The 13,870-nt window shown below is 60.2% G+C and carries 12 protein-coding genes; all 12 read left to right on the plus strand.

Annotated elements, in window-relative coordinates:
- Window positions 1–3: 3 nt before the first annotated feature.
- Window positions 4–789, plus strand: a complete 786-nt coding sequence (gene fliR / locus KGB27_RS11810) for a flagellar biosynthetic protein FliR (RefSeq protein WP_223554576.1) — start codon at window positions 4–6, stop codon at window positions 787–789.
- A gap of 3 nt (window positions 790–792) precedes the next feature.
- Window positions 793–1,932 (plus strand): flagellar biosynthesis protein FlhB, encoded by a 1,140-nt coding sequence (gene flhB / locus KGB27_RS11815; protein ID WP_192419620.1) that lies wholly within the window; start codon window positions 793–795, stop codon window positions 1,930–1,932.
- 256 nt (window positions 1,933–2,188) lie between these two features.
- Window positions 2,189–4,318, plus strand: coding sequence for a flagellar biosynthesis protein FlhA (gene flhA / locus KGB27_RS11820; RefSeq protein ID WP_008039816.1), 2,130 nt, complete (start codon window positions 2,189–2,191; stop codon window positions 4,316–4,318).
- 11 nt (window positions 4,319–4,329) lie between these two features.
- Window positions 4,330–5,658 carry a flagellar biosynthesis protein FlhF gene (gene flhF, locus KGB27_RS11825; protein ID WP_008024604.1) on the plus strand — a complete coding sequence of 443 codons (1,329 nt, stop codon included), beginning with the start codon at window positions 4,330–4,332 and terminating at the stop codon, window positions 5,656–5,658.
- 116 nt (window positions 5,659–5,774) lie between these two features.
- Window positions 5,775–6,605, plus strand: a complete 831-nt coding sequence (gene fleN, locus KGB27_RS11830; protein WP_008001746.1) for a flagellar synthesis regulator FleN — start codon at window positions 5,775–5,777, stop codon at window positions 6,603–6,605.
- Complete coding sequence (gene fliA / locus KGB27_RS11835; protein ID WP_007894214.1) at window positions 6,602–7,342, plus strand: RNA polymerase sigma factor FliA; 741 nt, start codon at window positions 6,602–6,604, stop codon at window positions 7,340–7,342. Before fleN ends, fliA begins: the two co-directional genes overlap by 4 nt.
- 167 nt (window positions 7,343–7,509) lie before the next feature.
- Window positions 7,510–7,881 (plus strand): chemotaxis response regulator CheY, encoded by a 372-nt coding sequence (locus tag KGB27_RS11840; protein ID WP_008006721.1) that lies wholly within the window; start codon window positions 7,510–7,512, stop codon window positions 7,879–7,881.
- Window positions 7,882–7,903: 22 nt separating this feature from the next.
- Entirely contained in the window at window positions 7,904–8,692 is a 789-nt protein-coding gene (locus KGB27_RS11845; protein WP_008039817.1) for a protein phosphatase CheZ, read from the plus strand.
- A gap of 55 nt (window positions 8,693–8,747) precedes the next feature.
- Window positions 8,748–11,021, plus strand: a complete 2,274-nt coding sequence (locus KGB27_RS11850) for a chemotaxis protein CheA (protein ID WP_223554578.1) — start codon at window positions 8,748–8,750, stop codon at window positions 11,019–11,021.
- A gap of 50 nt (window positions 11,022–11,071) precedes the next feature.
- On the plus strand, window positions 11,072–12,202 hold the full coding sequence (locus KGB27_RS11855; protein WP_008024614.1) for a chemotaxis response regulator protein-glutamate methylesterase: 1,131 nt from the start codon (window positions 11,072–11,074) through the stop codon (window positions 12,200–12,202).
- A complete protein-coding gene (locus KGB27_RS11860; RefSeq protein WP_008039834.1) occupies window positions 12,202–12,942 on the plus strand; it encodes a flagellar motor protein in 741 nt (246 codons plus the stop codon). Before KGB27_RS11855 ends, KGB27_RS11860 begins: the two co-directional genes overlap by 1 nt.
- Window positions 12,943–12,957: 15 nt before the next feature.
- Window positions 12,958–13,848, plus strand: a complete 891-nt coding sequence (motD, locus tag KGB27_RS11865) for a flagellar motor protein MotD (protein WP_008024618.1) — start codon at window positions 12,958–12,960, stop codon at window positions 13,846–13,848.
- The last annotated feature ends 22 nt before the right edge of the window (window positions 13,849–13,870 follow it).

Genomic DNA, 13,870 nt, shown 5'->3' on the forward strand with positions numbered 1-13,870 from the left:
GCCATGCAGTCACTGCTGCAGCTGACCGATACCCAGATCAGCACCTGGGTGGCGACGTTCATGTTGCCCCTGTTTCGCATCGGTGGCTTGCTGATGGTCATGCCGGTTTTTGGTACGACCCTGGTGCCCCAGCGGGTGCGTCTGTATTTCGCCCTCGCGATCACGGTCGTGATTGCGCCCGGGTTGCCGCCAATGCCGCCGGTCAATGCGCTGGACTTGAGCGGGTTGCTGCTGATTGCCGAGCAGATCCTCATCGGCGCGGTGATGGGGTTCGCCCTGCAACTGTTCTTCCAAGCCTTCGTGGTCGCCGGGCAGATCGTTTCGATTCAGATGGGCATGGGCTTCGCGTCGATGGTCGACCCCACCAACGGCGTGTCGGTGGCGGTGATCGGGCAGTTCTTCACCATGCTGGTGACGCTGTTGTTCCTGGCCATGAATGGCCACTTGGTGGTTTTCGAAATTCTCACTGAAAGTTTCACCACACTCCCGGTCGGTAGCGGCTTTATGGTTTCACAATTCTGGGACCTGGCCGGCAAGCTCGGTTGGGTGCTGGGTGCGGCATTGTTGCTGGTGCTGCCGGCGATCACCGCGCTGCTGGTGGTCAACATTGCATTTGGCGTGATGACCCGCGCCGCGCCGCAACTGAACATCTTTTCCATCGGCTTCCCGCTGACCCTGGTGCTCGGGCTGTTCATTGTCTGGGTCGGGCTGGCGGACATCATCAATCAGTACCAACCGCTGGCTACCGAGGCCTTGCAGTGGTTGCGCGAACTGGTACGGGCGCGCTGAGTCATGGCTGAGAGCGAAAGCGGTCAGGACAAAACAGAAGACCCCACGGAGAAACGTAAAAAGGACTCCAGGGACAAGGGCGAAATTGCGCGCTCCAAAGAGCTCAACACCTTGGCGATCATGCTTGCCGGTGCCGGTGCGCTGCTGATTTTCGGCGGGGCTTTGGCGCAGGACATGATGGAGCTGATGCGCATGAACTTCACGCTGTCGCGGGAAGTGATTCTGGATCAGCGCAGCATGGGCACCTTCCTCCTGCACTCGGGGCAGATTGCCCTGTTGGCGATTCAGCCGGTGATGATCACCTTGCTGCTGGCGGCATTTCTCGGTCCGATTTCCCTCGGTGGCTGGTTGTTCGCGGCAGGCTCGATGGCGCCGAAATTCAGTCGCATGAACCCCGGTGCGGGGCTGAAGCGGATGTTCTCGGCCAAGGCGTTGGTGGAGCTGCTCAAGGCCCTGGCGAAGTTTTTCATTGTGCTGTTCGTCGCGTTGGCGGTGTTGAATTCCGACATCGACGACCTGATGCGCATTGCGCACGAGCCGTTGGAAATGGCGATCATTCACAGCCTGCAAGTGGTCGGCTGGAGCACCCTGTGGATGGCGTGCGGCTTGATCATCATCGCTGCCGTCGACGTGCCGGTGCAGCTCTGGGAAAGCCACAAGAAGCTGCTGATGACCAAGCAGGAAGTGCGCGACGAACACAAGGATCAGGAGGGGAGGCCGGAGGTCAAGCAGCGCATTCGCCAGTTGCAGCGCGAGATGTCCCAGCGCCGGATGATGGCGGCCATCCCCGAGGCCGATGTGGTCATTACCAACCCGACTCACTATGCCGTGGCGCTCAAATACGACCCGGACAAGGGCGCGGCGCCGATGCTGATTGCCAAGGGCAGTGATTTCCTGGCCCTGAAAATCCGTGAAATCGCCGTGGCCAACGAGGTGCTGCTGCTGGAGTCTCCGGCCCTGGCGCGTTCGATCTATTACTCCACAGAGCTGGAGCAGGAAATTCCTGGCGGGCTTTATCTGGCCGTCGCTCAGGTATTGGCCTACGTCTACCAGATCCGACAGCACCGCGCGGGCAAGGGCAAGCGGCCGGATCCGCTCAAGGATGACTTGCCGATTCCACCGGATCTGCGCCGCGATTCCTGAGGTTTGCGCTAGTCGTGCCGACGCCTTCGCGGGCAAGCCTCGCTCCTACAGGGTTTGCGTCGTCCACAAAAACATCTGTGCCATCCGTCCTGTAGGAGCAAGGCTTGCCCGCGAAAGCGTCAGCCCGGACGACACAACTCCCCCCAGAAACCCCTCTGTTCCAAGCTCCCGGCAAAAGTTGGAAGGCTTCTTGCAGTAGCCGCCCTGCGTCTGCTTCAGGCGTCAAAAGTTTGCTTTAAAGGAACGGGGAAAACCGGTGGATCGCTCTCAGTTACTCAACAGTGCCCGCACAAACGTTGCCGACTTAAGTCGGGGCAATCTGGGCGTGCCGTTGTTGCTGCTGGTCATGCTGGCCATGATGATGCTGCCGGTGCCGCCGTTCCTGCTGGACGTGTTCTTCACGTTCAACATCGCGCTGTCGATCGTCGTGCTGCTGGTCTGCGTCTACGCGTTGCGGCCGCTGGATTTCGCGGTGTTCCCGACCATTCTGCTGGTGGCAACGTTGTTGCGACTGGCGCTGAACGTGGCCTCCACACGAGTGGTGATGCTTCACGGGCAGGACGGCCACGCCGCCGCCGGTAAGGTGATCCAGGCGTTCGGTGAGGTGGTGATCGGCGGTAACTACGTGGTCGGTATCGTGGTTTTCGCGATTTTGATGATCATCAACTTCGTCGTGGTAACCAAGGGTGCCGGGCGGATTTCCGAGGTGAGCGCACGTTTCACCCTCGATGCGATGCCCGGCAAACAAATGGCGATCGACGCCGATTTGAACGCCGGCCTGATCGATCAGAACCAGGCCAAGATGCGCCGGATGGAAGTGGCCCAGGAAGCCGAGTTCTACGGTTCCATGGACGGTGCCAGCAAGTTCGTGCGTGGCGATGCCATCGCCGGTTTGCTGATTCTGTTCATCAACCTGATCGGCGGCATGGCGGTCGGTATCTTCCAGCACGGCATGACCTTCGGTGATGCGGGCAGGGTTTACGCGTTGCTGACCATCGGTGACGGTTTGGTGGCGCAATTGCCATCACTGTTGTTATCTACAGCTGCAGCGATCATGGTGACCCGTGCTTCCGGTTCGGAAGACATGGGCAAACAGATCAATCGCCAGATGTTCGCCTCGCCCAAGGCGCTGGCCGTGGCAGCGGGCCTGATGGCAGTGATGGGCCTGGTGCCCGGCATGCCGCACTTTTCCTTTCTGACCATGGCGGCCCTGGCGGCCGGTGGCGCGTACCTGTTCTGGAAGAAGCAGAACATCGTCAAGGTTCAGGCCCTGCAAGAGGTCAAGCGTCAGCAGGAATTGCTGCCATCGCCGGCTCGCGCTCAGGAAACCAAGGAGCTTGGCTGGGACGATGTGACGCCGATCGACATGATTGGCCTGGAAGTCGGCTATCGTCTGATTCCGCTGGTGGACCGCAATCAGGGTGGTCAGCTGCTGGCGCGGATCAAGGGTGTGCGTAAAAAACTGTCCCAGGATCTGGGCTTCCTGATGCCGACTGTGCATATCCGTGACAACCTCGACCTCGCGCCGAGCGCCTATCGCCTCACCCTGATGGGGGTGATCCTGGCCGAAGCGGAGATTTATCCGGACCGCGAGCTGGCGATCAACCCTGGTCAGGTCTACGGTTCGCTCAACGGTATTACCGCCAAAGATCCGGCTTTCGGGCTGGAGGCGGTCTGGATCGAAGTGAGTCAGCGCGCACAGGCACAATCCCTCGGTTACACCGTGGTCGATGCCAGTACGGTAGTGGCAACCCATTTGAACCAGATTCTGTACAAGCACTCCAGTGAGCTGATTGGCCACGAAGAAGTGCAGCAACTCATGCAATTGCTGGCCAAAAGCTCGCCAAAACTGGCGGAAGAGCTGGTGCCCGGCGTGGTTTCGTTGTCGCAGCTACTCAAGGTGCTCCAGGCGTTGCTGGCCGAACAAGTGCCCGTACGGGACATTCGCAGCATCGCCGAGGCGATCGCGAACAATGCCGCCAAGAGTCAAGATACTGCCGCGCTGGTGGCCGCCGTCCGCGTCGGCGTATCTCGTGCAATCGTCCAAAGCATTGTGGGGACTGAGTCGGAGCTGCCAGTTATCACCTTGGAGCCAAGGTTGGAACAAATATTGCTCAATAGTCTTCAGAAGGCAGGACAAGGCTCGGAAGAGGGCGTTCTGCTGGAGCCAAGCATGGCTGAAAAACTGCAACGCTCGTTGATCGATGCGGCGCAGCGTCAGGAAATGCAAGGTCAGCCGGTGATTCTGCTGGTGGCCGGCCCGGTTCGCGCGATGCTGTCGCGATTCGGCCGACTGGCAGTCCCGGGTTTGCATGTGTTGGCTTACCAGGAAATCCCTGACAACAAGCAAGTGACCATCGTTGCGACAGTAGGGCCCAACGGCTGAGGTAGTGGTTTATGCAAGTTAAGCGTTTTTTCGCCGCCGATATGCGTCAGGCCATGAAGCTGGTTCGTGATGAGCTGGGCGCTGATGCCGCCATCATTGGCAACCGCCGGATCGCCGGTGGTGTCGAGCTGACGGCCGCTCTGGATTACAAACTGTCGGCGCTGGCCCCGCGTGTTCCGAACATGGAACTCGAGGATGAGCTGCGCAAGACCCAGTCGCGGATCGTCACCGCCCAGGCCGAACTGAGCCTGCGCAGCGATGGCGAGAGCGACAAGTCCACCAATCGCCAGTTGTTCGCCGGCCTGCCGCTGACTGCCGCCGAGCCGCTGATCGAGCCGACCTACGCTGAACCTCGTCGCCCGGCACCGGCCCCTGCGCCTGCCGCGACCGGTGTTGATCCGCGTGCCTTCGACTCGATGCGTTTCGAACTCAACAGCCTGCGCGAACTGATGGAAGTACAACTCGGTTCGCTGGCCTGGAATCAGTTGCAAGGCAGCCGCCCGGCCCAGGCCAACCTTTGGCGCCGCCTGCAACGCATCGGTTTGTCCGGTCCGTTGTCCCGCGATCTGCTGGAACTGATTACCGACATTGATGAACCTCGTCAGGCCTGGCGCATGTTGCTGGCGCACCTGGCGCGGATGATCGCCACACCGGAAGTCGAGCCACTGGAAGAGGGCGGCGTGATTGCCATGGTCGGCCCTGCCGGCATGGGCAAGACCACCACCCTGGCCAAGCTCGCGGCCCGTTACGTGCTCAAGTACGGCGCGCAGAACATCGCGCTGGTGAGCATGGACAGCTACCGCATCGGTGCCCAGGAACAACTCAAGACCCTCGGCCGGATCCTCAATGTGTCGGTGACGCACGTCGATCCGGGCCAGTCCCTGGTGCAGGCGCTGGATCCTTTGCTGCGCAAGCGCGTGGTGCTGATCGATACCGCGGGCCTTCAGGCCAGCGATCCGGCATTGCGCATGCAGCTCGAAAGCCTGGCCGGTCGTGGCATCAAATCAAAAAATTATCTGGTTCTGGCAACCACCAGCCAAAAACAGGTTCTAACCGCCGCTTATCACAGTTACAAGCGCTGCGGGCTGGCTGGCTGCATCCTGACTAAACTGGATGAGACGGCAAGCTTGGGCGAGGTGTTGAGCCTGGCGATCAGTCATGAATTGCCGGTGGCTTACCTGACTGATGGACCGCGTATTCCGGATGATCTGCATCTGCCGCGTCGTCATCAGTTGGTCAGTCGCGCCGTCAGCGTGCAAATGCAGGAAGAACCCAGCGAAGAAGCCATGGCTGACATGTTCGCTGATATTTATCACAGCCCGACCAAGCAGGTTGGCTGAGGTATTAATGAACAGTTTTTGTACCTACATCGATGGTCTGCCATGCATTGTTCAGTTGATGAACGCGCAGCCAGTAATGTGGCCTCCGTCTATGCAAGACAAGGTAAAGAAATAACATGGGCAGCATGCATCCCGTACAGGTGATCGCGGTGACCGGCGGCAAAGGTGGCGTCGGGAAGACTAATGTGTCAGTGAACTTGTCCCTGGCTCTAGCTGAGCTCGGCCGGCGCGTCATGCTGCTGGACGCCGATCTGGGGCTGGCGAATGTCGACGTCCTGTTGGGACTGACACCCAAACGTACCCTGGCCGACGTCATCGAAGGCCGCTGTGAGCTGCGCGACGTATTGTTGCAGGGGCCAGGCGGCATCCGCATCGTCCCGGCCGCGTCCGGCACACAAAGCATGGTTCATCTGAGTCCGGCCCAGCATGCTGGCCTGATCCAGGCGTTCAGCGATATCGGCGACAACCTCGACGTGCTCGTGATCGACACCGCTGCGGGTATTGGTGACTCGGTAGTCAGTTTTGTTCGCGCCGCGCAAGAAGTCTTGCTGGTGGTCTGCGACGAGCCGACTTCGATCACGGATGCCTACGCCCTGATCAAATTGCTCAACCGCGACTACGGCATGAACCGCTTCCGCGTCCTGGCCAACATGGCCCAGAGCCCGCAGGAAGGCCGCAACCTGTTCGCCAAGTTGACCAAGGTCACGGACCGCTTCCTCGACGTCGCCTTACAATACGTCGGTGCGGTGCCGTACGACGAAAGCGTGCGCAAGGCTGTGCAGAAGCAGCGCGCGGTCTATGAAGCCTTCCCTCGTTCCAAGTGCTCCCTGGCTTTCAAGGCCATCGCACAAAAGGTCGATACCTGGCCGCTGCCTGCCAACCCGCGCGGGCACCTGGAGTTTTTCGTCGAGCGCCTCGTGCAACAAACGGCAGGACCCGTGCTATGACAGCCAGCGGTTACAACCTCTACAAGAAGTCGGCGCGTGACGCGCAGTACGAGCTGATCGAGCGTTACGCGCCACTGGTCAAACGCATTGCTTACCACCTGCTGGCGCGACTGCCAGCCAGTGTCCAGGTCGAAGACCTGATCCAGGCCGGGATGATCGGCCTGCTTGAAGTATCCACCAAATATGACGCCAGCAAAGGCGCGAGTTTCGAGACGTACGCGGGCATCCGGATCCGCGGCGCCATGCTTGATGAAGTGCGCAAAGGGGACTGGGCACCACGTTCGGTCCACCGCAATACCCGCATGGTCAGCGACGCAATTCGCTCGATTGAAGCTAAAACCGGCCGTGACGCTAAAGATCACGAAGTTGCGGCCGAACTCCAATTGAGTCTCGACGATTACTACGGGATTTTGAACGACACCCTGGGCAGCCGCTTGTTCAGTTTCGACGACCTGTTGCAGGACGGCGAACACGAAGGGCTGCATGAGGATGGCGCGAGTGCTCATCTCGAGCCGTCGCGCGATCTGGAAGATGAACGCTTCCAGGCAGCGCTGGCGGACGCGATTGCCAATTTGCCGGAGCGTGAGCGACTGGTGTTGGCGCTGTACTACGACGAAGAGTTGAATCTCAAGGAAATCGGTGAGGTCCTGGGGGTCAGCGAATCTCGGGTCAGCCAGTTACACAGCCAGTGCGCGGCCCGTTTGCGGGGGCGTTTGGGGGAGTGGCGAGCGCGCTGAAGGCAGTGTGGGGACACTGCGAACTTGGCTGGTGTGGTGTTGAACTGCGCCGGTCTCGATCTGTTGTGCTCCAGACAGTCATTGAGTGCTTTGCCGGATTGATTGAAATGGCGCGTCCAGGTGCTGGGCGCGTTTAAGACTGCTTGGAGGTCGAATTGGACAAGAACATGAAAATCCTCATCGTTGATGACTTCTCAACGATGCGGCGGATCATAAAAAACCTGTTGCGTGACCTTGGGTTCACCAACACGGTCGAGGCTGACGATGGCATTACTGCCATTCCGGTTCTCAACAGCGGAAGCATCGACTTTCTGGTAACGGACTGGAACATGCCTGGCATGACCGGTATCGATCTGCTGCGCCACGTGCGCGCCGATGAAAAGCTCAAGCACCTGCCAGTGCTGATGGTGACCGCTGAAGCCAAGCGCGAGCAGATCATCGAAGCGGCCCAGGCCGGCGTAAACGGCTATGTGGTCAAACCCTTCACGGCCCAGGCGTTGAAAGAAAAAATCGAGAAGATTTTCGAACGCATCGGTTGAGAAACTGCGCCACGGGGAAGCTATGGACCAAAACGAATCTTCACAGGGCGATTTTGAATCGACCCTGAAAAAACACGCGGTCGAACTGGTCGAAAGCCTTGAGAAAGGCAAGTTCGGCGACGCTGTGCAACTGATCCATGAGCTCAACCAGACCCGTGACCGCGGCCTGTATCAGGAAGTGGGCAAGCTCACCCGCGAGCTGCACAGTGCGATCGTCAATTTTCAGATTGACCCGCACATGCCGCAAGCCGAGGAAGTGTCCCAGATCACAGATGCCACCGAGCGTCTGGGTTACGTTGTCAAGCTGACAGAGGCCGCAGCCAACCGCACCATGGATCTGGTCGAAAACTCCACGCCGCTGGTCAACAGCCTGAGCGATGAAGCTCAGGCGCTGAGCACGGACTGGGGGCGGTTCATGCGTCGCGAAGTCGGGGCTGAGGAGTTTCGTGAACTGGCACGGCGTGTCGATGGTTTCCTGGCACGCAGCAGCGCGGACAACCGTGCGGTGTCGAGCAACCTCAACGACATTCTGCTCGCTCAGGATTACCAGGACCTCACCGGTCAGGTGATCAAGCGTGTGACCCAATTGGTCACCGAAGTTGAAAGCAACCTGCTCAAGCTCGTGCTTATGGCCAGTCAGGTGGACCGCTTTGCGGGCATCGAACATGACCGTGAAGCGATGCTTGCAGAAAAAGATCCGCAAAAACATCTCTCTCAGGGTGAAGGTCCGCAGATTCATGCCGATAAAAGAGAAGACGTTGTGTCCGGTCAGGACGATGTGGACGATTTGTTATCCAGCCTAGGATTTTAGATTTTTTAGCATTTTAGGTTTTTTAGGTTTTTAGACCTTTAGGAGCACCCCCTTAATGAGCTTCGGCGCCGATGAAGAGATCCTTCAGGATTTCCTGGTTGAGGCCGGCGAGATTCTAGAGCAACTGTCCGAACAGCTGGTCGAGCTTGAAAGCCGACCGGATGATGCGGACTTGCTCAATGCAATTTTTCGCGGTTTTCACACTGTAAAAGGGGGCGCCGGCTTCCTCCAGCTCAACGAGCTGGTGGAGTGCTGTCACATCGCCGAGAACGTGTTTGACATCCTGCGCAAGGGTGAACGTCGCGTCGATTCGGAATTGATGGACGTGGTTCTCGAAGCGCTGGACGCGGTGAACGGCATGTTCAGCGAAGTCCGCGAGCGTGGCCCGATAACGGCTGCCACGCCTGAATTGCTTGCAGCCCTGGCCCGTCTGGCCGAGCCGCAAACCGCCGATCAAGCCGCACCTGTGGCTGAAGTGGTGGAAGAGCCGGCTGCCGAAGCCGAATCAGGCGACATCACCGATAACGAATTCGAACAACTGCTGGACTCGCTGAACGCCGTCAAGGCTCAGGCTGAGGCCCCGGCCGCTGCTCCGCTGCCGGCCGGCGATGCCGCGACCAGCGATGAAATCACCGATGCCGAGTTCGAGTCGTTGCTCGATCAGTTGCACGGCAAAGGCCAGTTCGCCGTCGACGCGGTGGCAACACCCGCTGCGCCTGCCGCACCGGCTGCGCCGAAAGCGCCAGGTGACAGTTCCGACATTACCGACGACGAGTTCGAAGCACTGCTCGATCAGCTGCACGGCAAGGGCAACTTTGCCGTCGACGCGCTGGAATCGGCCATTGCCTCGGTACCGACCCCGGCTGCGCCAACCGCAGCAGCGGCTGGCGGCGATCTGATCTCGGATCACGAGTTCGAATCGCTGCTCGACGAATTGCATGGCAAAGGCAAGTTCACTGAAGTCGGCACCGGTTCCGCCGCCTCTTCGGTAGCAACGCCCGTCGCCAAGGCCTCGGCACCTGTCGCCAAGGCGCCCGAACCAAAAGCCGAAGCAGCGAAGCCTGCTGCCGCCGCTGCACCGAAACCTGCCGCCGCCGCTGCTGCACCGGCACCTGCCCGTGCAGCGGCCGCGCCGCCTGCGGAAAAACCGGCCAGCGAAGCCGAGACCACCGTGCGGGTCGACACCGCGCGTCTCGACGAAATCATGAACATGGTCGGCGAGTTGGTACTGGTGCGTAACCGCCTGGTTCGCCTGGGTGCCAACAGCGCCGATGAAGCCATGTCCAAAGCCGTGTCGAACCTCGACGTGGTCACGGCCGACTTGCAAACCGCGGTCATGAAGACCCGGATGCAACCGATCAAGAAAGTCTTCGGGCGCTTCCCGCGTCTGGTTCGCGACCTGGCTCGCCAGCTCAAGAAAGAGATCAACCTGGAGCTGGTCGGCGAAGAAACCGACCTCGACAAAAACCTTGTCGAGGCCCTGGCCGACCCGCTGGTCCACTTGGTGCGCAACTCGGTCGACCACGGTATCGAAGAGCCGGCCGATCGCGAAGCGATGGGCAAACCGCGCAGCGGCAAAGTGATTTTGTCCGCTGAACAGGAAGGCGACCACATCCTGCTGTCCATCTCCGATGACGGCAAGGGCATGGACGCCGACGTGTTGCGCGGCATCGCGGTGAAGAAAGGTTTGATGGACAAGGATGCGGCGGACCGCCTCAGCGAGTCCGACTGCTTCAACCTGATCTTCGCACCGGGTTTCTCGACCAAGACCGAGATCTCCGACGTGTCGGGTCGTGGCGTGGGCATGGACGTGGTGAAAACCAAGATCGCCCAGCTCAACGGCACCATCAATATCTACTCGACCAAGGGCAAGGGCTCGAAGATCGTCATCAAGGTCCCGTTGACCCTGGCGATCATGCCGACGCTGATGGTCATGCTCGGCAACCAGGCGTTCGCGTTCCCGCTGGTGAACGTCAACGAGATCTTCCACCTCGACCTGTCGACCACCAACGTGGTGGACGGCCAGGAAGTGGTGATCGTGCGGGACAAGGCGCTGCCACTGTTCTACCTCAAGCGCTGGCTGGTCAGCTCCGCCGCTCACGAAGAGCAGCGCGAAGGCCATGTGGTGATCCTTTCGGTGGGCACCCAGCGGATCGGCTTCGTTGTCGATCAACTGGTCGGCCAGGAAGAAGTGGTCATCAAGCCATTGGGCAAAATGCTCCAGGGAACCCCGGGCATGTCGGGCGCCACCATCACCGGTGACGGTCGCATTGCGCTGATTCTCGATGTTCCGAGCATGCTCAAGCGTTACGCCGCACGGCGTATTTGATTCTGGGGGAGCGGGGCGACGAAGCCTCGCCCCCGCCTAACGGAGTGTTTATGGTAGTCAAAGTCCTGGTGGTGGACGATTCGGGGTTTTTCCGCCGCCGCGTCTCGGAAATTCTTTCAGCGGATTCGAATATCCAGGTCGTCGGTACGGCGACCAACGGAAAAGAGGCGATCGATCAGGCCCTGGCCCTCAAGCCGGACGTGATCACCATGGACTACGAGATGCCGATGATGGATGGCATCACGGCAGTGCGGCACATCATGCAGCGCTGCCCGACCCCGGTGTTGATGTTCTCCTCGCTGACGCACGAAGGCGCCCGGGTCACCCTGGACGCGCTGGATGCCGGCGCGGTGGATTTCCTGCCGAAGAATTTCGAAGACATCTCGCGCAATCCCGAGAAGGTCAAGCAACTGCTGTGCGAGAAGATTCTCAGCATCTCGCGCAGTAACCGTCGTGTCAGCGCCTACAGCGCGCCGGCACCGGTCGCAGCCCCCGCGCCGACACCTGCGCCTTCCAGCATCGGCAGTTATGGCAGCAGCGCACCTGCTCGTCCGGCACCGGCACCGATCCCGGCTCGCACATTCGCAGCCAGCCCGTCGTCGCCAGCGCCGAAACGCAAAGCCTACAAACTGGTTGCCATCGGTACGTCCACGGGCGGCCCGGTTGCCCTGCAACGGGTTCTGACCCAGTTGCCGGCCAATTTCCCGGCCCCGATCGTGTTGATCCAGCACATGCCGGCCGCCTTCACCAAGGCGTTCGCCGAGCGTCTGGACAAGCTCTGCCGCATCAGCGTCAAGGAAGCCGAGGATGGCGACATCCTGCGTCCGGGCCTGGCGCTGCTGGCGCCGGGTGGCAAGCAAATGATGATCGACGGCCGTGGCGCGGTGAAAATCCTGCCGGGCGACGAGCGTCTGAACTACAAGCCGTGCGTGGACATCACGTTCGGTTCGGCTGCCAAGTCCTACGGTGACAAAGTTCTGGCGGTGGTACTGACCGGCATGGGCGCCGACGGTCGTGAAGGCGCGCGCCTGCTCAAGCAGGGCGGCAGCTCGATCTGGGCTCAGGATGAAGCCAGCTGCGTGATCTACGGCATGCCGATGGCCATCGTCAAAGCCGAACTCGCCGATGCGGTGTACGGTCTCGATGACATTGGCAAGCACCTGGTCGAGGCGTGCATCTGATGGACGTACTCAGCCTTATCGGGATCATCATGGCGTTCGTCGCCATCATCGGTGGCAACTTCCTTGAAGGCGGCCATCTCGGCGCGCTGGCCAACGGTCCGGCAGCGTTGATCGTGCTCGGCGGGACCGTCGGCGCGGCGCTGCTGCAATCGCCGATGAGCGCGTTCAAGCGCGCCATGCAGATTGTTGGCTGGATCCTGTTCCCGCCGCGCGTGGACCTGGCCGGCGGTGTTGACCGCGTGGTGAACTGGAGCCTGACCGCCCGCAAGGAAGGTCTGCTCGGTCTGGAAGGTATCGCCGACGCCGAACCCGACGCCTACTCGCGCAAAGGCCTGCAACTGTTGGTGGACGGCGCTGAGCCGGAAGCGATTCGCAGCATTCTGGAAGTGGATTTCTACACACAGGAAAGCCGCGACATCGAAGCCGCCAAAGTCTTCGAAAGCATGGGCGGCTACGCGCCGACCATCGGCATCATCGGTGCGGTGATGGGCCTGATCCACGTCATGGGCAACCTGGCCGATCCGTCGCAACTGGGCAGCGGCATCGCCGTGGCCTTCGTCGCCACGATCTACGGCGTCGCCAGTGCCAACCTGGTGCTGTTGCCGATTGCCGCCAAACTCAAATCCGTTGCAATGCGTCAGTCGCGTTATCGCGAAATGTTGCTGGAAGGCATCCTGTCGATCGCCGAAGGTGAAAACCCTCGCTCTATTGAGTTGAAGCTTCAGGGCTTCATGGATTGATGGGAGACATGGACTATGGCACGCCGTCGACAACCTGAAGAACATGTAAACCATGAACGCTGGCTCGTTTCCTATGCCGACTTCATTACGTTGCTGTTCGCCTTTTTCGTGGTGATGTACTCGATCTCTTCGATCAACGAAGGCAAGTACAAGATCATCTCGCAAGCGTTGATCGGCGTGTTCACCGATTCGGATCGTTCGCTCCAGCCGATCCCTATCGGTGAAGAGCGTCCGAAAACCGTGACCCCGGCCAAGCCGCTGGTCAAGGACAGCGAACAGGTCGACGCCGGCATCGCCGGTGCCAGCGATCCGCTGAAAAGCATTGCCGATGACATCAGCGCCGCGTTCGGCGACTTGATCAGCTCCAACCAGATGACCGTTCGCGGCAACGAGTTGTGGGTCGAGATCGAACTCAATTCCAGCCTGTTGTTCGGCAGCGGCGACGCCATGCCCAGCGACATGGCATTCAACATCATCGATAAGGTCGCAGTGATCCTGAGGCCGTTCGACAACCCGATTCACGTCGAAGGTTTCACCGACGATCAACCGATCCGCACCGCGCAATACCCGACCAACTGGGAGCTGTCCTCGGCCCGTTCGGCGAGCATCGTGCGGATGCTGGCGATGCAGGGGGTAAATCCTGGTCGGTTGGCATCGGTGGGTTACGGCGAATTCCAGCCGGTGGCCAACAACGCGACCGCCGAAGGCCGTGCGCGCAACCGTCGTGTGGTGTTGGTGGTGTCGCGAAATCTTGATGTCCGTCGCAGCCTCACAGGCACCGGAACCGCTCATGCGCAACCGGATGCCGCGTTGAAGCGTGCTGGCACACAAACTGCACCTGCACCAGTCAAGTCGCCGGGACGAGAGAGCGCCGTCAATTCTCCGTCACCCGCATTAACACGTTGAGCTATTTCCCGGTCGAATCGAC

The sequence above is a fragment of the Pseudomonas sp. BF-R-01 genome (assembly GCF_019946615.1).
In the GTDB taxonomy this organism is placed as follows: Bacteria; Pseudomonadota; Gammaproteobacteria; order Pseudomonadales; family Pseudomonadaceae; genus Aquipseudomonas; species Aquipseudomonas migulae.